This is a genomic window from Brucella pseudintermedia, assembly GCF_008932435.1.
GTDB classification, from domain to species: Bacteria; Pseudomonadota; Alphaproteobacteria; order Rhizobiales; family Rhizobiaceae; genus Brucella; species Brucella pseudintermedia.
Genome location: NZ_WBWE01000014.1, coordinates 131,157 through 153,779, shown reverse-complemented (window position 1 = coordinate 153,779; position 22,623 = coordinate 131,157). Strand labels below are relative to the sequence as shown.

Below are 22,623 nucleotides of genomic sequence, written 5' to 3'. Positions count from 1 at the left end.
AATGCGGCGAAATAGAATTTGGTTTACCGCAGGATTTTCCGAAAAGTCTGCAACTTTTCGGGATCATGCTAACGGAAGGTAAGGATCGATGGCAAAAGCAGCGACCCCGAAAACTACCGCCGCGGCCGACGCAAAGCCAGCGGCGAAGGCGCCTGCCAAGAAAGCGGCGCCCAAGACCACCGCAGCAGCCAAGTCTGCCGCTCCCAAGACGGCAGCAACCGGTGCAATCGGCCAGATTACGCAGGTCATCGGCGCTGTTGTCGACGTCAAGTTCCCGGAAGGCCAGCTGCCGCTGATCCTGAACGCGCTTGAAGTCGACAACCAGGGCAACCGTCTGGTTCTCGAAGTCGCCCAGCACCTCGGCGAAGACACCGTGCGCACCATCGCCATGGATGCGACCGAAGGTCTGGTTCGCGGCCAGGAAGCCCGCGACACCGGCCAGCCGATCATGGTTCCGGTCGGCGTTGAAACGCTGGGCCGCATCATGAACGTCATCGGCGAGCCGGTTGACGAAGCCGGTCCGATCAAAACCACGGCAACCCGCGCCATCCACCAGAACGCTCCGGAATATATCGAGCAGTCGACCGAAGCCGAAATCCTCGTGACGGGCATCAAGGTCGTCGACCTTCTCGCTCCTTACGCCAAGGGCGGCAAGATCGGCCTCTTCGGCGGCGCAGGCGTCGGCAAGACCGTTCTCATCATGGAACTCATCAACAACGTCGCCAAGGCGCACGGCGGTTACTCCGTGTTCGCGGGCGTCGGTGAGCGTACCCGTGAAGGCAACGACCTTTACCACGAAATGATCGAGTCGGGCGTTAACAAGCTCGGCGGCGGCGAAGGCTCCAAGGCAGCTCTCGTTTACGGCCAGATGAACGAACCCCCGGGTGCCCGCGCTCGCGTTGCCCTTTCCGGTCTGACGGTTGCTGAAAACTTCCGTGACCAGGGCCAGGACGTTCTGTTCTTCGTGGACAACATCTTCCGCTTCACGCAGGCAGGTTCGGAAGTGTCGGCTCTTCTCGGCCGTATTCCTTCCGCCGTGGGTTATCAGCCGACGCTGGCAACCGACATGGGTGCCATGCAGGAACGCATCACCACGACGACCAAGGGCTCGATTACCTCGGTTCAGGCGATTTACGTCCCTGCCGACGACTTGACCGACCCGGCGCCGGCCACCTCGTTCGCCCACCTGGACGCCACGACCGTTCTGTCGCGCTCGATCGCGGAAAAGGGTATCTACCCGGCTGTTGACCCGCTCGACTCCACGTCGCGCATGCTCGACCCGAAGGTCGTCGGTGAAGAACACTACGCCGTCGCCCGTCAGGTTCAGTCGATCCTGCAGCGCTACAAGGCCCTTCAGGACATCATCGCGATCCTGGGCATGGACGAACTGTCTGAAGAAGACAAGCTCACCGTGGCCCGCGCCCGCAAGATCGAACGCTTCCTGTCGCAGCCGTTCTTCGTGGCTGAAGTCTTCACCGGCTCGCCGGGCAAGCTGGTCGATCTCGCCGACACCATCAAGGGCTTCAAGGGCCTTTGCGCTGGCGATTACGATCATCTTCCGGAAGCTGCCTTCTACATGGTCGGCAGCATCGAGGAAGCGCTCGAGAAGGCCAAGAAGCTGGCGGCAGAAGCTGCCTGATGAATTGAATTTCCCGGTGGGCCGCAAGGCCCGCCGCGAAAGCCAATCATTTTGTTTAAGCGTGGTCTGAAAACTGCTTCAGCTTTCCGGATCGTGCTTTTGAATTCAAGTGAGAACCATGGCTCAAGCTTTCCAATTCGAACTCGTGTCGCCTGAACGGCTCCTGCTTTCAGCGCAGGTGACGGAAGTCGTCATTCCGGGTAGCGAAGGCTATCTGACGGCTCTCGCCGGTCATTCGCCGCTGATGACGACGATCATGCCGGGTGTCGTTTCGGTGAAGCTTGCCGACGGCAAGTCCGACTCCTACGTGGTCTTCGGCGGCTTTGCCGATATCACCCCGCAGAGCTGCACCGTTCTGGCCGAATCGGCGACCCATGTGGACGATATCAACCCGGCAGACATTCAGCGCCGCATCGAGGAAGCCCGCAAGCATCTGGAAGATGCCTCGACCAACGAGCATCGCACCAAGGCGGAAATCTTCCTGCACCAGCTGATGACGCTGCAGGGAACGATCATGCCAGCCTGATAGGCAGGCAATTTATCGCGTTTCAGAAAAGCGGGCCCGGCCCGCTTTTTCCTTTTCCGATCATCGGTTCGGCAGCGAATTTGTTCGCAAAACTGTCATAATGGCGCAAAATCCCATCACGCTTGCGTGAGTTCGGCAAGTTCGCTTGAAAATGGTTCGGCAGCCATTTATCCAAGTTCGAAATCATTAGTTTACTAATATATAAGGCGATTGGCATGGATACGGCCGACCTCAGAGCTGAAATGATTGATGCCATGGCGAAGGTTAATCGCCGGCTTCGCACCGTCTTCGACGCCCGGGTGAAGGAGCGGGGCCTGACACTGGCCCGCGCGCGCACCCTGCTTGCGCTGATGGAGCAGGAGGGCCTTCACCAGAAGGAACTGGCCGAGGCGCTGGAGATCGAGAACGCAACCATGGTCCGCCTGCTTGATGGCCTGGAGCGGCAATCTTTCATCGAACGGCAGACAGTGCAGGGTGACCGCCGCGCCAAGCGGGTCGTCATGACGGCAGAAGGCAAGATTCTGGCTGAACAGGTCGTAAAGCTTGCCGGAGACGTGCGCGAAGACCTTCTTGAAGGCGTAAGCGATGAGGAGCTGAACGTCGCACTCAAGGTGCTGCGCAAGATGTCGGACTCGATGAACAAATCCCATTGAGAGGGCGCCAGTCGACAATGACCTGAAGCCGAAGCCAGCGCTTCGGCTTTTTTCTTGGCCGATAACGGTTTCGTGAGCTCGTGTCTTGAAATTGAACCTGCCACGCCATTCTTCCGGCGCAGCGGGACGGTCCACTGGCGCGATGGTCAATTGTGGGATCAATCGTGGAAAGTGCGATGGGAGCGCGTTTGTGTTGCGTCATTCATCTCAGGCTATCGTGGGCTTGTGCGCCGTGCTTGCGGTCACGGTGGTACAGGCGAAGGATATGGGGCGCGGGACCCGGGATGCCTATGCGCAAGCCGTGAATGACGTGAATACAGATGACGGACTGATCTTCGACACGGGTTCCGCTGCGGCCGCGGATATGCGGAGCAATGAGCGGTCTCGTCGTTCTTCCGGGGTGCGCTGAGGCTGGCGGACCCTGGAAATCAGGGGGCAAGGGTCCGCAGATAGGCCATGAGTTCGCTGGCCGTATCGCTGGCTCGATCCGGCTGGCGGGAAATAATCGCCTCGATCAGCGTCGCGTGCGCATTGGCTGAACCGGCTATGCCGCTGGATGGGCGGAGGCGGAACCAGAAGCGGCGGCTATGGCTCTGTAACGGCGCCGCAATACGGGCGGCGTAAGGATTGCTTGCAGCCGCGCCCAGCACAATGTCGAATGCCTTGTCGGCATCCAGAAACAGTGCCACATCCTCACCGGGAATAGCCTGCCGCATGGCCGCTGCTGCTGCTTCGAGCCGTTCATAGTCGCGCGGGCTGCCGAAGCGCGCGGCGTCGCGCGCCAGAACGCGCTCTACGCCTTCACGAGCATCCAGCACCTTGATGAAATCTTTCGGGTCGATGGCGGCGATGGCAATGCCTGAGCGCGGGCGCACTTCCACGAGACCCTCCCAGGCGAGCCGTTGAATGGCTTCGCGCATCGGCGTGCGGCCCATGCCGGTCAGTTCGATCAGCGTGCGTTCGTTGACGACAGATCCCGGTTCCAGTTCCAGTGTGACGATGGAGCGTTCCAGAATGCGATAGGCCTGCTCGGCGAGGCTTTCGCTACCCCAGCTGTCCATGGTGGCCAGCGGCATGCTTGCCGGGCTCCGCGTCAGCCTGTCTCGAACGTTCGTTTCTTCCATACCGTCCATGCCTTGTGGTTTACGACGATTGACATAGTTCACTCCTACAGATATATCTCTGATATATCAATAAGAGGCGATTTGCATTGTCGATCGGCCCTAACCCGGCCTTTATGGCTTTTTCAAGCGATGGCAAACTTTCAGCACGGTGTCATTCCAAAAAATCGATGGACAGAAATCGCGTGCTGGCGTTGAACATGGCGATTGCCGATTGGCGCGGAGCGCGGGTGTGGACTAGTCCTCCGGCAAGGCTGCAGGCAAAATTGAATCCGGTGGGGAGCCGTACACGATGAAATCTGATCCGCAGGGTCAGCAGGATATTCTCATTATCGGCGGCGGTATCGTCGGCGTTGCCACAGCGGCCTTGCTTGCCGAGGCGGGACGCCAGGTTCTGGTTGTCGACCGAACAGGCATTTGCGAGGAAACCAGTTCCGGCAATGCGGCGGCGCTTGCCTTCTCCGACATTCTTCCGCTGGCCTCCAAGGGCGTCATGCGCAAGGTACCGGGCTGGCTGATGGACCCGCTCGGGCCGTTTACGATCCGTCCTTCCTATTTTCCGAAGATGGTGCCCTGGCTTTATCGCTTCTGGCGCGCCAGCAGAGCGGATGCGCTGGCGAGGACCGCGATTGCGCAGGCCGACATCATGCGGCTTGCAGGCAGCGAGATGATGGCGCTGATCGACCGGGCCGGATTACGCGATCGCCTGCGCGAAAACGGCAATCTGGAACTCTACGAGAGCGAAGCCGAGCTTGCGGCCTCGCAGCCGGGCTGGGATATTCGCGAAAATGCCGGAATAGCCTACGAGCACGTACGCGGCGAGCGACTTGCCGAATTGCAGCCGGGGCTGAGTCCGCGTTTCGTTGCCGGAACTTTCGTTCCCGGCTGGAAGAATGTCAGCGATCCGAAACTGTTCGGCAAGGCGATCTGGGCCTATGCCGAGAGCAGGGGCGCGCGCTTCCTTCAGGCCAAGGTCGCGAGTGCCAGACCGGGCAATGGCGGGGCGAGCGTTCGTCTTGAGGACGGAACCGAGATCGGGGCGGCGCACCTCGTCCTGATGGCCGGTGCGTGGTCACGTGAACTTGCCAAAGGCTTTGGCGATGCCGTACCGCTCGATACCGAACGCGGCTATAATACGACCTTGCCGGTGGGGAGCTTCGACGTGAAGCGCCAGTTGACATTCCCCGGCCACGGTTTCGTCATTACGCCGATGGAGACGGGCCTGCGCGTCGGCGGCGCGGTGGAGTTCGGCGGGCTTGACCTGCCGCCCAATTTCGCGCGATCGGAAGCCATGCTAAAGAAAGCCTCCATGTTTCTGCCGGGCCTCCGCACCGAAGGCGGGCAGCAGTGGATGGGCTATCGGCCATCCATGCCGGATTCGGTGCCGGTCATCGGCCGGGCGTCGGCGGGCGGCAACATCTATTACGGCTTCGGCCATGGCCATCTCGGCCTCACGCAGTCGGCTGCGACTGGACGGCTTATCCGCGATCTCATCACGGGGGCTGCGCCTGCAATCGACATCGAACCTTTCAAGCCACAACGTTTTCGGAACTGACCATCATGGCAAGACATTCCTTCTTCTGCGTCGACGGACATACATGCGGCAATCCGGTGCGTCTGGTGGCTGGCGGCGGGCCGAACCTCGAAGGTTCGACCATGATGGAAAAGCGGGCGCATTTTCTGGCGGAATATGACTGGATTCGCACTGGCCTCATGTTCGAGCCGCGCGGCCACGACATGATGTCCGGCTCGATCCTCTATCCGCCCACGCGCCCGGATTGCGATGTGGCGGTGCTGTTCATCGAAACGTCCGGCTGCCTGCCGATGTGCGGTCACGGCACGATTGGAACCGTGACGATGGCGATAGAGCAGGGGCTGGTGACGCCGAAGACGCCGGGCAAACTCAATCTCGACACGCCCGCCGGTCTGGTTGCCATTGAGTATGAGCAGAACGGCCAATATGTCGAGCGCGTGCGCCTCACCAACGTCCCGGCCTTCCTTTATGCCGAAGGGCTTGAAGTGGAATGTCCCGATCTGGGAAGCCTCAAGGTCGATGTGGCCTATGGCGGGAATTTTTACGCCATTGTCGAGCCACAAGAAAATTACACGGACATGGAAGATTATTCCGCGCTGCAGCTGATTGCATGGAGTCCCGTCCTGCGCCAGCGGCTGAACGAGAAGTACAAGTTCCAGCATCCGTTGCTGCCCGACATCAACCGCCTGAGCCATATTCTATGGACCGGCAAGGCCAAACATCCGGAAGCGCATGCCCGAAACGCGGTCTTCTATGGCGACAAGGCCATCGACCGTTCGCCATGCGGAACGGGTACGTCTGCGCGCATGGCGCAACTGGCTGCCAAGGGCAAGCTAAAGCCGGGTGATGAGTTCGTGCATGAATCCATCATCGGATCGCTTTTCCATGGGCGCGTGGAGCGCGCTGCGGAAGTCGCCGGTCGTCCCGCCATCGTGCCTTCAATCGCTGGCTGGGCCCGCATGACAGGTTACAATACGATCTTCATCGACGACCGGGACCCCTTTGCACATGGGTTTACAGTCGCGTAGGGTCACTGAAGGGACAAGGCTGGGACAGGGTCGGGATGAAATTTCCCCAGTTCAGGAACCAAATCCGGCTGACGGCGGGCCCGCAACCCCGTTCCCCACAGACCGTAAACTGGGTACGGTCGTTAATTTTCTTAACGGCCTCCCTATTTTTTGTCTTTCCGGTCGTGCAAAAAATGTGGAATAAGGCGCGCCGGGTAGGAGAAAAAACATATACAGGACGTTTGATAGGGGACATAACTAGTTTGTGGAAGGATGATGCCCTTAGTCTTTTGTTGGAGACAAAAGGGGCTTGCATTCCTCTATACAGCCGTTAGGTGTAAATAGCCGGGAATAAAATGAAGGCGCACGAAATAAAGATGCGTCAAAAAAACCCCGGACGGTAAAATGGGTGGCTTCTCGATGGAATATTTCTTCCAGCAGGTGATCAACGGGCTCGCGCTCGGCTCGATCTATGGCCTGATCGCCATCGGCTACACGATGGTCTATGGCATTATCGGCATGATCAACTTTGCTCATGGCGATGTCTTCATGCTCGGCGCCTTCATGGCGCTGATTGTTTTTCTCATCATCACAACATTCATCGGTGCCTTGCCGATTGCGCTGATGCTTCTGCTGATGATGATCGTCGCCATGCTGCTGACAGGCTTGTGGAGCTGGACAATCGAACGCGTGGCCTACCGGCCGTTGCGCGGTTCGTTCCGCCTCGCGCCGTTGATCACGGCTATTGGCATGTCGATTGCCTTGTCGAATTTCGTTCAGGTTACGCAAGGCCCGCGTAACAAGCCGGTGCCGCAGCTTCTGAACGGCTCCTTCAATCTCTTCGGTACGAATGTGACGATTTCGCTGAAGCAGATCGTTGTCATCGTGGTGACGGCGGTGCTGCTGACGATCTTCTGGTATATCGTCAACCGCACCTCGCTTGGCCGTGCGCAGCGCGCCTGCGAGCAGGACCGCAAGATGGCGGCGCTTCTCGGCATCAATGTCGATCGCGTTATTTCGCTGACCTTCGTGATGGGCGCGATGCTCGCGGCGGTGGCCGGTACGCTCTACCTCTCCTTCTATGGCGTGATTTCCTTTGCGGACGGCTTCATCCCCGGCGTCAAGGCGTTCACGGCAGCGGTTCTGGGCGGCATCGGCTCGCTTCCCGGCGCTGTGGTCGGTGGCTTGCTCATCGGTCTCATCGAGGCGTTATGGTCGGCCTATTTCTCGATCGATTACAAGGACGTTGCCGCGTTCTCGATCCTTGCCATCGTGCTGATCTTCATGCCGTCCGGCATTCTTGGCCGTCCTGAAGTCGAAAAGGTTTAATCATGGCTGCACAGTCGAGTTCACGCCCGGATTCCCTTTTTGGCCGGGCCATCCGTGAAGGGTTCTTCGCCGGTCTTCTGGCGCTGGGTCTCTTCTGCCTCATCATCGGTTTCAAGACCGATCAGAACATCAACAACGAACTGGTGCTGCAACAGCGCTGGGGGGCGCTCGCCGTCATCGTGGTGCTGGCCGCCATTGGCCGCTTCCTGTTCGTTGCCTTTGCCCAGCCCTGGCTGGAGGCGCGCAAGCTTGCCAAGAGCAAGCAGCCCGCCGTTGCCGTCGAAAGCCCGTCTTTCGTGCGCCGCAACTTCTCGCGGCTCGGCGTCGCCTTCCTCTTTGTCTATCCTGTCCTGATCGTCGCGCTGCTCGGCTGGCAGGGATCGCTCAAATGGGTCGACAATTTCGGGGTCCAGATCCTCATCTATGTGATGCTGGCCTGGGGCCTCAACATCGTGGTCGGGCTCGCCGGCCTTCTCGATCTGGGCTACGTCGCCTTCTATGCGGTTGGTGCTTATTCCTACGCGCTGCTGTCATCCTATTTCGGCCTGTCCTTCTGGATGCTGCTGCCGATTGCCGGTATTCTCGCTGCGACGTGGGGCGTTATTCTGGGCTTTCCGGTCCTGCGCTTGCGCGGTGACTATCTCGCCATCGTGACGCTGGCCTTCGGTGAAATCATCCGTCTGGTGCTCATCAACTGGACCGATCTGACCAAAGGCACGTTCGGCATTTCCGGCATCGCCAAGGCAACGTTCTTCGGCCTGCCATTCAAAGCCGGGCCAGATGGTTTTGCGGCCCATATGGGACTGACCTTCTCGGCGGCGCACTACAAGTTCTTCCTCTATTACGTCATTCTTCTGCTGGCGCTCCTGACGGCTTGGGTGACCATCCGCCTGCGCCGCATGCCGGTAGGCCGTGCATGGGAAGCGCTGCGCGAAGACGAAATCGCCTGCCGTTCGCTCGGTATCAACACCACCACGACCAAGCTCACGGCCTTTGCCACGGGCGCGATGTTCGGTGGCTTTGCCGGTTCCTTCTTTGCGGCACGTCAGGGCTTCGTCAGCCCGGAATCCTTCGTGTTCCTCGAATCCGCCGTCATTCTCGCAATCGTCGTTCTCGGCGGCATGGGGTCTCTGGTGGGCATTGCCATTGCAGCGATCGTCATGATCGGCGGCACCGAAATCCTGCGTGAAATGAGCTTCCTGAAAGCTGTGTTCGGACCGGATTTCACCCCGGAACTCTATCGTATGCTCATCTTCGGCCTTGCCATGGTCGTGGTCATGGTCTGGAAACCGCGCGGCTTCGTCGGAAGTCGAGAACCGAGCGCGTTCCTGCATGAGAAGAAGATGGTGTCGGGTGCCTTTACCAAGGAAGGGCACGGCTGATGGCGGAGATAAGCACAATGTCTGGCACTGTGTCCGGCAACACTCAAAAAGACACCATCCTTCAGGTCGAGCATCTCTCGATGCGCTTTGGCGGCCTTGTCGCCATCAACGATCTGAGCTTCAACGTGAAGCGCGGGGATATTACGGCAATCATCGGCCCCAACGGTGCGGGCAAGACCACGGTCTTCAACTGCATCACCGGCTTCTACAAGCCGACAGGCGGGATGCTGACGATGAACCGGAAAACGGGTGAGAAGTTCCTGCTGGAGCGCCTGCCCGACTTCCAGATCACCAAACATGCCAAGGTGGCGCGCACGTTCCAAAACATCCGCCTGTTCTCGGGTCTCACGGTTTTGGAAAACCTGCTCGTTGCGCAGCACAACACGCTGATGCGCTCATCCGGCTATACGATCCTGGGCCTTCTCGGTCTGCCCGGCTACAAGTCAGCGGCGAAGGAAGCGATTGAAAAGGCGCGTTACTGGCTGGAGAAAATCAACCTCATCGGCCGTGCGGACGATCCGGCAGGCGATCTGCCCTATGGCGATCAACGCCGTCTGGAAATCGCCCGTGCGATGTGCACCGAGCCGGAAATCCTCTGCCTCGACGAGCCCGCAGCCGGTCTCAATCCGCGCGAATCGGCGGAGCTCAACAAGCTGCTGCTCGATATTCGCAAGGAAACCGGCACGTCGATCCTGCTGATCGAACATGACATGTCGGTCGTCATGGAAATCTCCGATCACGTGATCGTTCTGGAATACGGCACCAAGATTTCCGATGGCGCGCCGGAGGAGGTCAAGAACGATCCGCGCGTTATCGCCGCTTATCTCGGTGTCGATGACGAGGAAATAGCCGAACTCATCGAAGAGGCGGACAAGCCCGGTGTCGCCGATCCGGCGCATCTGGTCGCCGCCCAGCTTGCCGAAGAAGCCATCGAGGAGGAAATTGCCGAAGAGAAGGGCGAAACGCCTTCTGCTGTTGAGGCAACCGATGTTCCGACGGACGACAAGACTGCTCCCAAGGGCGAGGCGAAACGCGCCAAATCCCCGGCAAAAGCTTCGGGCAAGCCCAAGAAGGGAGGCGAGTGATGCAGGCTGAAACCATGCAGAAAAAGCAACCGCTTCTGGCCGTCGAGAAGGTCGAAACCTATTACGGCAATATTTGCGCCCTGAAGGGCATCGACCTGACCGTGGACGAGGGCGAGATCGTGGCGCTGATCGGCGCCAACGGCGCCGGCAAGTCGACGCTGATGATGACGATTTTCGGCTCGCCGAAGGCGCGCACCGGCCGCATTCTCTTCAACGGCAAGGATATCACATCCATGCCGCCGCACGAGATTGCCAAGCTGCGTATCGCGCAGTCTCCGGAAGGCCGCCGCATCTTTCCGCGCATGACTGTTCTGGAAAATCTCCAGATGGGCGCAAGCCTCGATAATCAGCAATATTTCGATGAAGACGTGAAGCTGATGTTCGACCTGTTCCCGCGCCTGAAGGAGCGTATCAACCAGCGCGGCGGCACGCTTTCGGGCGGCGAACAGCAGATGCTGGCCATCGCCCGCGCGCTGATGGCGCGTCCGAAGCTTCTGCTTCTGGATGAACCGTCGCTCGGTCTGGCGCCGCTGATCGTTAAGCAGATCTTCGAGGCGATCAAGGAACTGAACCGCACGCAAGGGCTGACGGTTTTCCTCGTCGAGCAGAACGCATTCGGTGCGCTGAAGCTCGCAGACCGCGGCTATGTGATGGTCAACGGCTCGATCACCATGAGCGGCGCAGGCCGTGAACTGCTGGCCGATCCGGAAGTCCGCGCGGCCTATCTCGAAGGCGGAAGGCACTAGGAGGATAAAATGCAGGGTATTCTCTACGAAGAACCGTCGTTCTGGTTGTTTTTCCTCATCACCTGTCTGCTTGGCGGCTGGGCTGCCTGGATGACGGGACGTGCCTGTGCCTCGACCTGGCGCACCTATCCGCAGCTGCTGATCTACCTGATCCCGCTCGGTGCCGCAGTGCGCTTCATCCACTTCGCGCTGTTTGAGGGAACGCTTCTTTCTTTGCACTACTATCTGGTGGATACGATCGTCCTGATGATCATTGGCACGGTCGGTTTTCGCTACACCCGCACCAAGCAAATGGTGCGGCAGTATGGCTGGCTTTATGAAAAAGCTTCGCCGCTTAGCTGGAAGGCAAAATAATTTCAAAGCTTCGCCGTCATGCGGCGAAGCTTTTTTACAAGATCACGTTGACAGTAATTAGATTCAGCGTAGATATTGCTGAGTAATCAGCAAGAAAATAAGGCGATGCAAAACATCGTTTCGGGGTAAATACAAGGATGGGAGTTCCAACAATGAAGAAATCACTTTTGGCAGGCGTTGCTCTTGCGGCAGTCATGTCTTTCGGGGGCTCGGCTTGGGCTGATGTAATTCTGGGTATCGGTGCGCCTTTGACCGGTCCGAACGCCGTTTATGGCGCGCAGATCCAGAAGGGCGCGGAAGCCGCTATCAAGGAAGTCAACGATGCGGGCGGCATCAATGGCGAGAAAATCTCGATCACGCTCGGGGATGACGTTTCGGATCCGAAGCAGGGCATTTCGGTTGCCAACAAGTTCGCAGCCGATGGCGTGAAATATGTTATCGGCCACTTCAACTCGGGCGTTTCGATCCCGGCTTCAGAAGTCTATGCTGAAAACGGCATTCTCGAAATCTCGCCTGCTGCAACCAACCCGGTCTATACCGAGCGCCAGCTCTGGAATACGTTCCGCACCTGCGGCCGTGACGACCAGCAGGGCATCGTTGCTGGCCAGTATATCTTCGACCATTTCAAGGATGCGAAGATCGCCGTCATTCACGACAAGACGCCTTATGGCCAGGGCCTTGCCGACGAGACCAAGAAGAAGCTCAACGAACTTGGCACCAAGGAAGCGCTTTATGAAGGCGTGAACGTCGGTGAAAAGGACTTCTCCGCCCTGATCGCCAAGCTCAAGCAGGCTGGCGTGACGGTGGTTTACTGGGGTGGCCTGCATCCGGAAGCCGGTCTCATCATCCGCCAGTTGGCCGATCAGGGTGTGAAGGCCCAGTTCATCTCGGGCGATGGCATCGTTTCCAACGAACTGGCTTCGATTGCCGGTCCGGCTGTCGAAGGCACGCTCAACACCTTCGGTCCCGATCCGCGCAACAACCCGGACAATGCCGAACTGGTGAAGAAGTTCCGCGATGCCGGTTTCGAGCCTGAAGCCTACACGCTCTATTCCTATGCGGCTGTTCAGTCGCTGGCGCAGGCCGCAAAGGCTGCTGGCAGCAACGACCCGCAGGAAGTCGCCAAGGCGCTCAAGGAAAAGGGTCCGTTCAAGACCGTGCTCGGCGACTTGTCCTATGACGAAAAGGGCGATCCGAAGCTTCCTGGCTATGTCATGTACAAGTGGGAAAAGGGCGCAGACGGAAAATTTACTTACGTTCAACAGTAAGTTTCGCTTATATTCTTTCCCAACCAAATGGAGATGCCCGGCTTTATGCCGGGCATTTTTATTTTATGGCTCGGCTCCGCATAAAGTCATGCAGGAAATGCAGGATATAGATGAAATCATTACTTTACTTTCTTTCAGAAAGAGAATCTATCTATAATCGCTTCCAGATATAGGGCGAATCTCTATGTCTGGCCTTGCAATTCTGGTGGGAGGACCAGTTGCGGCTTGGGCGATTTCAGGCCCGGATCGCGTTCCAAGGCTGATGCCGGTCTCCTATTTGAATATCGGGTTGTGCGTGGTGCTTCGTTGTCGCTGCGCGTGCCTGCAAAACGGCGGTCATCCGGTCGCCGCTCTGAATGACTGTTTTTATGCGTGTCCGGGAACGGTTCAAGCCTCCGGGATGCGTTTTAGTGGGAGCAACTGAAATGAAAAAATCCTTATTCTGCGGCGTCTGCCTCTCCGCACTTGTTGCAATGGGCGGCGTATCGTTTGCCGACGTCCAGCTCGGCGTCGGCGCACCGCTGACCGGCAGCCAGGCGGCTTTTGGCGAGCAGATCAAGCGCGGTGTCGAAGCGGCTGTCGCGGAAGCCAATGCCAAGGGCGGCATGAACGGCGAGCAGATCACGATCGTCTATGGCGACGACGCCGCCGATCCGAAGCAGGGCATTTCGGTTGCAAACAAGTTCGTGGGCGATGGCGTCCAGTTCGTCATCGGTCACTTCAATTCCGGCGTCAGCATTCCGACTTCCGACATCTATGCCGAAAACGGCGTGCTGATGATTGCGCCCGGCACCACCAACCCGACCTTCACCGAGCGCGACCTGTGGAACACGTTCCGCACCTGCCGTCGCGACGACAAGCAGGGTATCGTCGCCGGCAAATACATGGCCGACAATTACAAGGACGGCAAAGTCGCGATCCTGCACGACAAGACCCCTTATGGTCAGGGCCTTGCCGACGAGACCAAGAAGTCGCTCAACGAAAGCGGCATGAAGGAAACGCTCTACGAAGGCGTGAACCAGGGCGACAAGGATTTCTCCGCACTCATCTCCAAGATGAAGGCTGCCGGAATCACCGCGGTTTACTGGGGCGGCATGCACCCGGAAGCCGGACTTCTGATCCGCCAGACGGCCGATCAGGGCCTCAAGGCCCAGTTCATTTCGGGCGATGGCATCGTGTCCAACGAACTTGCCTCGATTGCCGGTGATGCAGTGGCAGGCGTGATGAACACCTTCGGTCCCGATCCGCGTGACGATAATGCCAATGCCGAACTCATCAAGGCATTCCGCGACAAGGGTTTTGAGCCGGAAGCCTATACGTTCTATGCCTATGCCGGCGTGCAGTCGCTGGTGAACGCAGCCAACGCTGCCGGCAGCAACGACCCGCAGGAAGTCGCGACCGCGATGAAGGAAAAGGGTCCGTTCAAGACCGTGCTTGGCGACATCACCTTCGATGCAAAGGGCGATCCGAGCCTTTCGCCTTACGTGATGTTTGAATGGCGCAAGGGTGAAGACGGCAAGTATAATTACTTCCAGAAGTAATCGAGCATTTCCAGCAAAAGTGCGAAGCGCTTTTGCGTTGGATAATGCGAGAACACAGATGCTTAGAGCGGTTCTGATGATTGCTTCATGATGGGAGCCGTTTTGTGCCTGATATATTAGCATAAATTGCTACAAAATTCATCAATCTGCCCGGCTTTTGGTCGGGCATTTTGTTTTTATCTCCCGGTTGCACAGTTTGTTTGCGCTTGTGTCTATTGCAGGTTAAGCAATGGCGCCTTTGTCATTGCAGTTAGGGAGATCTGCCTTGTCTTTCGCCCAAAAGCCTATCCGGAAAATTCTGGTCGCCAACCGATCTGAAATCGCAATCCGCGTATTCCGCGCCGCCAATGAGCTGGGGCTCAAAACGGTGGCAATATGGGCCGAGGAAGACAAACTTTCCCTGCATCGCTTCAAGGCGGATGAAAGCTATCAGGTCGGTCGCGGCCCGCATCTGGACCGCGATCTCGGTCCGATCGAAAGCTATCTTTCGATCGACGAAATCATTCGCGTCGCCAGGCTTTCGGGGGCCGATGCGATCCACCCGGGCTACGGCCTTTTGTCGGAAAGCCCGGAATTTGCCGAAGCTTGTGCTGAAAACGGCATCATCTTCATCGGTCCGAAGCCGGAGACCATGCGCCGCCTCGGCAACAAGGTTGCAGCACGCAATCTCGCCATCGAGATCGGCGTGCCGGTGGTGCCCGCCACCGACCCGCTTCCCGACGACATGGAGGAGGTGAAAAAGCTTGCCGCCGAAATCGGCTATCCGCTGATGCTGAAGGCAAGCTGGGGCGGCGGCGGTCGCGGTATGCGCGCGATCCGCGCCGAGGCCGATCTCGCCCGCGAGGTGACGGAAGCCAAGCGCGAGGCCAAGGCGGCTTTCGGCAAGGATGAGGTCTATCTCGAAAAGCTGGTCGAGCGCGCCCGTCACGTTGAGGTGCAGATTCTCGGCGATAGGCATGGCAATGCGGTTCATCTTTTCGAGCGTGACTGCTCGATCCAGCGCCGCAACCAGAAGGTCGTGGAGCGCGCGCCTGCGCCCTATCTCAGCGATGCGCAGCGGCAGGAACTGGCAGACTATGGCCTGAAGATCGCCCATGCCACCGACTATATCGGCGCAGGCACCGTCGAGTTCCTGATGGATGCCGACACCGGCAAGTTCTATTTCATCGAGGTCAATCCGCGCATCCAGGTGGAGCATACCGTCACGGAAGAAGTGACAGGCATCGATATCGTCAAGGCGCAGATTCATATTCTCGAAGGCTTTGCCATAGGGACGCCGGAATCGGGCGTGCCGCGCCAGGAGGACATTCGTCTTAACGGCCATGCGCTTCAGTGCCGGATCACCACGGAAGACCCGGAGCAGAATTTCATTCCAGATTACGGGCGCATTCAGGCCTATCGCTCGGCATCTGGCTTCGGCATTCGCCTCGATGGCGGGACGGCCTATTCGGGCGCGTTCATCACCCGCTATTACGATCCGCTGCTGGTCAAGGTGACGGCTTCGGGCTCTACGCCTCTTGAAGCCATTCGCCGCATGGACCGTGCCTTGCGCGAGTTCCGCATTCGCGGCGTGGCGACGAACCTCACCTTCCTCGAAGCGATCATCAATCATCCGAAATTCCAGTCGAATGATTACACGACCCGCTTCATTGACACGACGCCGGAATTGTTCGAGCAGGTGAAGCGGCAGGATCGCGCGACCAAGCTTTTGACCTATATCGCCGACGTGACGGTCAATGGCCATCCCGAGACCAAGGGTCGGGCGAAACCCGCCAAGGATGCCGCCAAGCCGCGCGTGCCGTGGTTCGGCGACAAGCCGGTGGTCGATGGCACCAAGCAGCGTCTGGATCAGCTTGGGCCGAAGAAATTCGCTGAATGGGTGCGCAATGAAAAGCGTGCGCTGATTACCGACACGACCATGCGCGATGGGCATCAGTCACTGCTTGCCACCCGCGTGCGCACCTATGATATTGCCCGCATCGCCAATTCCTACGCACAGGCGCTGCCGAACCTGTTCTCGCTTGAGTGCTGGGGTGGCGCGACCTTCGATGTCTCGATGCGCTTCCTCACAGAAGACCCTTGGGAGCGTCTGGCGCTGGTGCGTGAAGGCGCGCCGAACCTTCTTCTGCAGATGCTTCTGCGCGGTGCGAACGGGGTGGGTTACAAATCCTATCCCGACAATGTCGTGAAATATTTCGTGCGCGAGGCCGCGCGCGGCGGCATCGATCTGTTCCGCGTTTTCGACAGTCTCAACTGGGTCGAAAACATGCGCGTGTCGATGGATGCGGTGCTGGAGGAAAACAAGCTCTGTGAAGCGGCGATCTGCTACACCGGCGATATCCTCAATCCGGAACGTGCAAAATACGATCTGAAATATTATGTCGATCTGGCGAAGGAGGTGGAGAAGGCCGGCGCGCATATCATTGCGGTGAAGGATATGGCGGGGCTTTTGAAGCCTGCCGCCGCCCGCGTTCTGTTCAAGGCGCTGCGCGAGGAAACTGACCTGCCGATCCATTTCCACACGCATGACACGTCTGGCATTTCGGCGGCAACCGTGCTTGCCGCAATCGATGCGGGCGTCGATGTGGTTGACGCGGCTATGGATGCGCTGTCTGGCAACACGTCGCAGCCTTGCCTCGGTTCCATTGTGGAAGCCTTGCATGGATCCGAACGCGATCCGGGGCTCGACCCGGATTCCATCCGCCGCATTTCCTTTTATTGGGAGGCGGTGCGTAACCAATATGCGGCCTTTGAAAGCGATCTCAAGGGACCGGCTTCGGAAGTCTACCTGCATGAAATGCCGGGCGGCCAGTTCACAAACCTGAAGGAACAGGCGCGTTCGCTCGGGCTTGAAACCCGCTGGCACGAAGTGGCGCAGGCCTATGCCGATGTGAACCGCATGTTCGGCGATATCGTCAAGGTTACGCCGTCCTCGAAGGTGGTCGGCGACATGGCGCTGATGATGGTCAGCCAGGATCTGACTGTTGCCGATGTGGAGAACCCGGCCAAGGACATTGCTTTCCCGGATTCGGTTGTGTCGATGATGCGCGGCGATCTTGGCCAGCCGCCATCAGGCTGGCCAAAGGCGCTCCAGAAGAAAATCCTGAAAGGTGAAGAACCGTTTACCGTTCGCCCCGGCGCGCTTCTCGAGCCTGCCGACCTGAATGCCGAACGTGAAGGGTTCGAGCAGGCTGTCGGTCGCAAGATTTCCGATCAAGAATTTGCCTCGGCGCTGATGTATCCGAAGGTTTTCACCGATTATGCAGCCGCGCAGGAAACCTATGGCCCGACAAGTGTGCTGCCGACGCCAGTTTATTTCTACGGTCTCAAGCCCGAAGAAGAAGTCTTTGTCGATCTTGAGCGCGGCAAGACGCTGGTGATCGTCAATCAGGCGATGAGCGAGACGGACGAGAAGGGCATGGTGACGGTGTTCTTCGAGTTGAACGGCCAGCCGCGCCGCATCAAGGTGCCGAACCGCGCCAAGGGCGCTTCCGGCGGCGTCCGCCGCAAGATGGAAACGGGGAATGACAAACAGGTCGGTGCGCCGATGCCAGGCGTCGTCTCCACGGTTGCCGTGGCCAGCGGCCAGAAGGTTTCGCAAGGCGATGTGCTGCTCTCCATCGAGGCGATGAAGATGGAAACGGCCATTCATGCCGAACGCGATGGCACTATCGCGGAAGTGCTGGTGCGCCCGGGCGAGCAGATCGACGCCAAGGATTTGCTGATCGTTTATTCAGAATAGTTATGGGCTTCAGCCGAAGCTGATCGATCTTCGGATCGCGCTACAGGTCTCCCTTTCCCTCATCCTGAGGAGCCGTTGAACAGCGTCTCGAAGGGCGAGGGAAATGCACAGCGCCTGCCCTCGTCCTTCGACAGGCTCAGGATGAGGGAGAGGCGTAGCGGCCCATCAGACCGTAACTGTCGCTTTAAAAGCGTTTAGAAACGCAAATGCCGCAGCTGTCATACGTCGCGGCATTTCTTTGCGCTTGCGAAGGAAGCAAAATCTGATATGCATGTTTATGCCGATTTGTGCATGATTATGCATGTTGAGGAATGATGGCGACAGAGCTTCTGCTTCACGAAAGACAGGCGCGCATTCAGGAACTGCTGCAGCAGTCGGGGCGCGTGCTGGCGGCTGAACTTGCGGAGAGTTTCGGCGTGTCGGAGGATACCATCCGGCGCGATCTGCGCGAGATGGCGGCGGCCGGGCTTTGCAGGCGCGTCTATGGCGGTGCCCTGCGGGCCGTGCCGGAGCCTGCGCCGCTCGCCGAATGCGATTGCGAACGGCCACAGGCGAAGGCCGCGCTCGCTGCAGCATTGGCGCGGCTGGTGGAACCCGGCATGACGGTGTTTCTCGATGCGTCTTCGGTCAATACGGCGCTGGCGCGGCTTATGGTCGAGCGTGGCGAAGCCATTACAGTCGTCACCAATACGCCGTCCATCGCCGTGATTCTCATGGGCTCGCCCGCGATCGAGCTGATCATGATCGGCGGGCCCATCGACCGGCGTGTGAGCGCCGCCGTCGGCGCGCGCGCCTTGCGCGATGCCGAATTGCTGCGGCCCGATCTTTGTGTTCTGGGCGCGTGCGGGATTGCTGCGGAAATCGGCGTGACAGCGCTCCATCTGGACGATGCGGAATTCAAACGGGTGGTTGCCGGGCGCAGCCGGACGGTGGCGCTTGCCATTACGAGCGAAAAGCTCGGTACGGTAGCCGCTCACGATGTTGTGCCCTTGAATGATGTGGGCGTCATGGCTGTCGAATACGATGTGGACGAAGCCGCGCTTGTGCCCTATGCGGCATCGGGGATGAAGATTTTACGTGCGGCAGCAGACCGCGACTGAGGGATAGATGGAACAGGTTTCCGGACGCGAAGATGCGGCGCCAACGCGTGCGCCGATCATAACCAGAGAGCGGATCGCCGTCGCGCTCCTCTTCCTGATGAACGGTTATATTTTTGGCGGCTGGGCCCCGAAAATCCCGGAATTCGCCGCCCGTCTGGGTCTCGACAGCGCCGGTATGGGCCTGATGATCCTTGTCTTTGGCCTTGGCTCACTGGCCATGATGCCTGTCGCGGGCGCACTATCCGCACATCGCGGTTCGGGCATTGTGGTACGCGCCTTCGCGCTTGCCTTCATTCCGGCGCTGCTGGTTATTGCATTGGTTCCGAATGTGGTCACGGCTGTGATCGTGATGTTCTATTTCGGCGGGACCATGGCCGCGATGGATGTGTCGATGAACGCCAATGCGGTGGCGGTAGAGAAAAAGATGCGCCGGGCGATCATGTCGTCCTGCCACGCTTTCTGGAGCCTTGGCGGCTTGATCGGTGCTGCAAGCGGCGGCTTCCTCATCGCGCAATTCGGGTCGACCGTTCATGCGCTGGTGACGACCATCATCGCCGCCATCCTGATTGCCATTGCGTGGCCTTCGATCATCCCGGACACGGAGCACCATCATCCCGGCGGCGAAAAGCAAAAGCTGACCCTGCCGCGCAATCCCCTGCCATGGCTTGTCGGCGTCATGGCGCTGTTTTCCATGGTGCCGGAAGGCGCAATTCTCGACTGGGGCGCATACCATATGCGCCAGGATCTGGGCGCTTCGGTCACAGTGGCGGGCTTTGGTTTCGCGGCGTTTTCAGGCGCGATGGCCATCATGCGTTTTGCGGGCGATCTGGTTCGCGACCGGTTCGGCGCGGTTAAAACCCTGCGCGCCTGCACGACCATCGCCATTATCGGCATGTTGATCGTCGGTTTTGGAAACAGCTCCACAATGGCGATTATCGGTTTCGCGATCTGCGGGATCGGCATTTCCAACATGGTGCCGATAGCCTTCTCGATGGCCGGCAACATGCCGGGCGTCAATCCGAGCGTCGGCCTGTCCATCGCGACGACGCTTGGCTATTCCGGCATGTTGGTGGCGCCGTCGCTGATCGGCTTTGTTGCCAAGCACAGCGGCTTCGGCGTGGTGTTTCTGGCGCTTCCGGTATTGCTGCTGGTGGTGCTGGCCTTCTCAAGTCTGGCCCGATACGCCGACCAAAAGCATTAAGCTTTCTTATGCCGCGCATCTTATCCGAAAACCGGTTCCCACTTTTCGGGATGCGCTATTCGGCCGTCCAGCCGCCGTCGACAGGGATAGCGGCGCCGTTGATCTGCGCTGCCGCGTCACTTGCGAGGAAGGCGGCAACTGCCCCGATCTGGGCGGTGGTGACGAATTCCTTCGTCGGTTGTTTGTCGAGCATGACCTCGCGAACCACGGTTTCGCGGTCCATATGATAGGCTTTCATCTGGTCGGGTATCTGCGCCTCGACAAGCGGGGTCAGAACATAGCCGGGGCAGATGGAATTGGCGGTGATTTTCGCGGTGGCGAGCTCCAGCGCCAGTGTCTTGGTAAAGCCGACAATGCCGTGCTTGGCAGCGACATAAGCCGATTTGAACGGCGAGGCCACGAGGCCATGCGCAGAAGCGATGTTGATGATGCGGCCCCAGCCCGCCTTGCGCATATGCGGGATGGCGGCGGCGGAGGTGTGGAAGGCCGATGTCAGGTTGATCGCGATGATGCGGTCCCATTGCTCAGGCGGAAACTCGTCCACGGGCGATACATGCTGGATGCCGGCATTGTTGACGAGAATGTCCACGCTGCCGAACCGCTTTGCAGTTTCTGTGATCAGCTCCCGGCATTGATCCGCCTTTGACATGTCGGCGGCGATATAGGCCACGCTCGCGCCATGTTCTTCACCCAGCCTGGCGGCAAGCGCATGGTCCTCGTTGCGGTCGGTGAAGGAGTTTATCACGACGTTGTGTCCCGCCGCCGCCAGTGCATGGGCTATACCGAGGCCGATCCCGGAATTCGATCCGGTGATGATTGCGGTCTTGCCGGCAGATGTGTCGTTCATTGGCGAGCTCCTCCTTATGGTCACGACATAATGAGAGGGCGACATTGCCTCGGCAAGCGATTATATAAAGCGAAAGCCGGATATACGCAGGCCCGGAGAAATGCAGGCCCGCAGAATTGCAGGCGTTGACATTCGCGTCGCGCTGCGCCACCTGAAAACAGGTACAGTTAAGAACAGAGCAAAATGTCTTCCGAGACCGTCAGCTATTTTTCGCATCCATTTCCTCGCCGCCAGTCGGTTGGCGTCAATGTCGGTGGCGTCACGGTCGGCGGCAGCGCGCCGGTTGTCGTGCAGTCGATGACCAATACGGACACGGCAGATGTGGATTCCACGGTGGCGCAGGTGGCGGCCTTGCATCGGGCCGGGTCGGAGATTGTGCGCATCACGGTGGATCGCGATGAATCGGCTGCTGCCGTGCCGAAAATCCGCGAGCGTCTGGAACGTCTCGGACATAATGTGCCGCTGGTGGGCGATTTCCATTATATCGGCCACAAGCTGCTGGCCGATCATCCGGCCTGTGCGGAAGCGCTTGCGAAATATCGCATCAATCCGGGCAATGTCGGCTTCAAGGACAAGAAGGACAAGCAGTTCGCCGATATTGTCGAGATGGCGATCCGCTATGACAAGCCGGTACGTATCGGGGTGAACTGGGGTTCGCTCGATCAGGAACTCCTGACCACGCTGATGGATCGCAATCAGGCTGAGGGCGCACCGCTTTCCGCGCAGGAAGTCATGCGCGAAGCCATTGTGCAGTCAGCGCTGATCTCAGCCAATCTTGCTGAAGAGATCGGGCTTGGGCGCGACAAGATCATCCTGTCGGCCAAGGTCAGTCAGGTGCAGGACCTGATTGCCGTCTATACGATGCTGGCGCAGCGTTCCGACCATGCCCTGCATCTGGGCCTTACCGAAGCCGGCATGGGCACCAAGGGCATTGTTGCCTCGTCGGCGGCGATGGGCATTCTGCTGCAGCAGGGCATTGGCGACACGATCCGCATTTCGCTAACGCCGGAGCCGGGCGGCGACCGCACCCGCGAAGTGCAGGTGGCGCAGGAATTGCTGCAAACCATGGGCTTCCGCCAGTTCATTCCGATCGTTGCGGCCTGCCCCGGCTGCGGACGAACGACCTCGACGGTGTTTCAGGAACTGGCGCAGACCATTCAGGACGATATCCGCCGCAACATGCCTGTCTGGCGTGAGAAATATCCGGGCGTAGAAGCGCTGTCGGTTGCGGTCATGGGCTGCATCGTCAACGGACCGGGCGAATCGAAACATGCCGATATCGGCATTTCGCTTCCCGGCACGGGCGAAACCCCGTCCGCGCCGGTCTTTGTCGATGGCAAGAAGGTCACGACGTTGCGTGGTCCCGCCATTGCCGAAGAATTCCAGAAAATGGTTGCCGATTACATCGAGAACCGCTTCGGGCTTGAGCAGAAGGTTGCCTCCGGTCAGAACTAGAGCATTTCCAGCAAAAGTGCGAAGCGCCTACGCGGGGAAATCAGTCTACTGGACTGATTTCTGATCCCGCTTCGCTGCGTTGGATAATACGAT

The 22,623-nt window shown here is 58.9% G+C and carries 19 protein-coding genes; 17 read left to right on the top strand and 2 right to left on the bottom strand.

What is annotated here, in order from left to right:
• The first annotated feature begins 88 nt into the window (after nt 1-88).
• From atpD to F9K78_RS18385, 4 genes are all read left to right on the top strand, one after another.
• On the top strand, nt 89-1,639 hold the full coding sequence (gene atpD, locus F9K78_RS18400) for a F0F1 ATP synthase subunit beta (protein ID WP_121983389.1): 1,551 nt from the start codon (nt 89-91) through the stop codon (nt 1,637-1,639).
• A gap of 118 nt (nt 1,640-1,757) precedes the next feature.
• The gene (locus F9K78_RS18395; protein WP_006471254.1) at nt 1,758-2,165 is read left to right on the top strand and encodes a F0F1 ATP synthase subunit epsilon; all 408 of its coding nucleotides are present in this window, start codon (nt 1,758-1,760) and stop codon (nt 2,163-2,165) included.
• Between the two features lie 215 nt (nt 2,166-2,380).
• Nucleotides 2,381-2,818: a MarR family winged helix-turn-helix transcriptional regulator gene (locus F9K78_RS18390; protein WP_121986169.1), complete on the top strand. Its 438-nt coding sequence runs from the start codon at nt 2,381-2,383 to the stop codon at nt 2,816-2,818.
• 190 nt (nt 2,819-3,008) lie between these two features.
• Nucleotides 3,009-3,227, top strand: coding sequence for a hypothetical protein (locus tag F9K78_RS18385; protein WP_235925474.1), 219 nt, complete (start codon nt 3,009-3,011; stop codon nt 3,225-3,227).
• A gap of 19 nt (nt 3,228-3,246) precedes the next feature.
• Here F9K78_RS18385 and F9K78_RS18380 read toward each other — a convergent pair whose 3' ends face one another.
• Nucleotides 3,247-3,942 carry a GntR family transcriptional regulator gene (locus tag F9K78_RS18380; protein WP_121983420.1) on the bottom strand — a complete coding sequence of 232 codons (696 nt, stop codon included), beginning with the start codon at nt 3,940-3,942 and terminating at the stop codon, nt 3,247-3,249.
• Nucleotides 3,943-4,231: 289 nt separating this feature from the next.
• Between F9K78_RS18380 and F9K78_RS18375 the strand changes: the two genes are divergently transcribed.
• The 12 genes from F9K78_RS18375 (at nt 4,232) to F9K78_RS18320 (ending at nt 20,228) form a co-directional block, all read left to right on the top strand.
• Nucleotides 4,232-5,494 (top strand): NAD(P)/FAD-dependent oxidoreductase, encoded by a 1,263-nt coding sequence (locus F9K78_RS18375; RefSeq protein WP_121986167.1) that lies wholly within the window; start codon nt 4,232-4,234, stop codon nt 5,492-5,494.
• Between the two features lie 5 nt (nt 5,495-5,499).
• Complete coding sequence (locus F9K78_RS18370; protein WP_063620170.1) at nt 5,500-6,501, top strand: 4-hydroxyproline epimerase; 1,002 nt, start codon at nt 5,500-5,502, stop codon at nt 6,499-6,501.
• 399 nt (nt 6,502-6,900) lie between these two features.
• Nucleotides 6,901-7,809, top strand: coding sequence for a branched-chain amino acid ABC transporter permease (locus F9K78_RS18365; protein WP_006471258.1), 909 nt, complete (start codon nt 6,901-6,903; stop codon nt 7,807-7,809).
• A gap of 2 nt (nt 7,810-7,811) precedes the next feature.
• Complete coding sequence (gene livM, locus F9K78_RS18360; RefSeq protein WP_121983384.1) at nt 7,812-9,191, top strand: high-affinity branched-chain amino acid ABC transporter permease LivM; 1,380 nt, start codon at nt 7,812-7,814, stop codon at nt 9,189-9,191.
• Between the two features lie 29 nt (nt 9,192-9,220).
• Entirely contained in the window at nt 9,221-10,276 is a 1,056-nt protein-coding gene (locus F9K78_RS18355) for an ABC transporter ATP-binding protein (RefSeq protein ID WP_235925476.1), read from the top strand.
• Nucleotides 10,276-11,022: an ABC transporter ATP-binding protein gene (locus F9K78_RS18350; protein WP_031347285.1), complete on the top strand. Its 747-nt coding sequence runs from the start codon at nt 10,276-10,278 to the stop codon at nt 11,020-11,022. Before F9K78_RS18355 ends, F9K78_RS18350 begins: the two co-directional genes overlap by 1 nt.
• 9 nt (nt 11,023-11,031) lie before the next feature.
• Complete coding sequence (locus F9K78_RS18345; RefSeq protein WP_121983382.1) at nt 11,032-11,376, top strand: DUF6867 family protein; 345 nt, start codon at nt 11,032-11,034, stop codon at nt 11,374-11,376.
• Between the two features lie 152 nt (nt 11,377-11,528).
• Nucleotides 11,529-12,644: a branched-chain amino acid ABC transporter substrate-binding protein gene (locus F9K78_RS18340; protein ID WP_121983381.1), complete on the top strand. Its 1,116-nt coding sequence runs from the start codon at nt 11,529-11,531 to the stop codon at nt 12,642-12,644.
• A 425-nt stretch (nt 12,645-13,069) separates the two neighbouring features.
• Nucleotides 13,070-14,185: a branched-chain amino acid ABC transporter substrate-binding protein gene (locus F9K78_RS18335; protein ID WP_121986165.1), complete on the top strand. Its 1,116-nt coding sequence runs from the start codon at nt 13,070-13,072 to the stop codon at nt 14,183-14,185.
• A 265-nt stretch (nt 14,186-14,450) separates the two neighbouring features.
• A complete protein-coding gene (pyc, locus tag F9K78_RS18330; RefSeq protein ID WP_121986164.1) occupies nt 14,451-17,927 on the top strand; it encodes a pyruvate carboxylase in 3,477 nt (1,158 codons plus the stop codon).
• A 314-nt stretch (nt 17,928-18,241) separates the two neighbouring features.
• Nucleotides 18,242-19,027: a DeoR/GlpR family DNA-binding transcription regulator gene (locus tag F9K78_RS18325; protein WP_121986163.1), complete on the top strand. Its 786-nt coding sequence runs from the start codon at nt 18,242-18,244 to the stop codon at nt 19,025-19,027.
• A 7-nt stretch (nt 19,028-19,034) separates the two neighbouring features.
• Entirely contained in the window at nt 19,035-20,228 is a 1,194-nt protein-coding gene (locus F9K78_RS18320) for an MFS transporter (protein ID WP_121986162.1), read from the top strand.
• A 55-nt stretch (nt 20,229-20,283) separates the two neighbouring features.
• On the opposite strand, the gene F9K78_RS18315 is transcribed toward F9K78_RS18320, so the two are convergent.
• Nucleotides 20,284-21,075 (bottom strand): 3-hydroxybutyrate dehydrogenase, encoded by a 792-nt coding sequence (locus F9K78_RS18315; protein WP_121986161.1) that lies wholly within the window; start codon nt 21,073-21,075, stop codon nt 20,284-20,286.
• A gap of 183 nt (nt 21,076-21,258) precedes the next feature.
• Here F9K78_RS18315 and ispG point away from each other — a divergent pair, with 183 nt between their 5' ends.
• Nucleotides 21,259-22,530: a flavodoxin-dependent (E)-4-hydroxy-3-methylbut-2-enyl-diphosphate synthase gene (gene ispG, locus F9K78_RS18310; protein ID WP_121986160.1), complete on the top strand. Its 1,272-nt coding sequence runs from the start codon at nt 21,259-21,261 to the stop codon at nt 22,528-22,530.
• Nucleotides 22,531-22,623: the final 93 nt, after the last annotated feature.